The organism is Dellaglioa sp. CoH-57-MRSF-22, assembly GCF_056781895.1.
Map to the genome: position 1 here is coordinate 1 of NZ_JBXAXT010000097.1, position 425 is coordinate 425.

A 425-nucleotide genomic window follows, 5' to 3' on the forward strand; every position below is an offset into this window, starting at 1 on the left:
GTTTGTGGCCACCACATGGGACCAGTACACGACATGCAGTTCATGCTGAAGGTTGTGGTACGGGTTATTCATGTGCAGGCCATGACCTGCCGCTTGCAGCAGATAGTCGGCGTTTGCGCGATCACTAAACAATGAACGTAGAATGGACGGAGCTTCGTATTGCGGTTCGATATCAAACATCAGATTCTTCCTCTTCTTCAGGCAGGTGAACGATGCCGGTGTTCGGCGTCACGTGAAATGCCTTGTCATCAAACAAGGCAATCATCATATAGTCTTTCTGGCACGTGGCCTCAAGGCGCGTGCCAATGTGTTCTTCAGACCAGTCCCCCAGAAACTGGTGGATTGCTTCCAGCTCTTCATCAGTCTGATCCGGATGCGGGCCTACACGTGCTGTCATGATCTTGACTGTATGGCCCTGCTTGATT

Annotated in this window: 2 protein-coding genes; both read right to left on the reverse strand. The window is 51.3% G+C overall.

Annotated features, from left to right (window positions below):
* The coding region (locus tag AC1RPR_RS08355) for a hypothetical protein (protein ID WP_481763492.1) at positions 1-180 on the reverse strand (180 nt) is incomplete at its 3' end.
* Positions 173-425, reverse strand: a 253-nt coding sequence (locus AC1RPR_RS08360; protein ID WP_481763493.1) for a hypothetical protein, incomplete at its 5' end; no start/stop codon positions are given. The genes AC1RPR_RS08355 and AC1RPR_RS08360, both read right to left, overlap by 8 nt.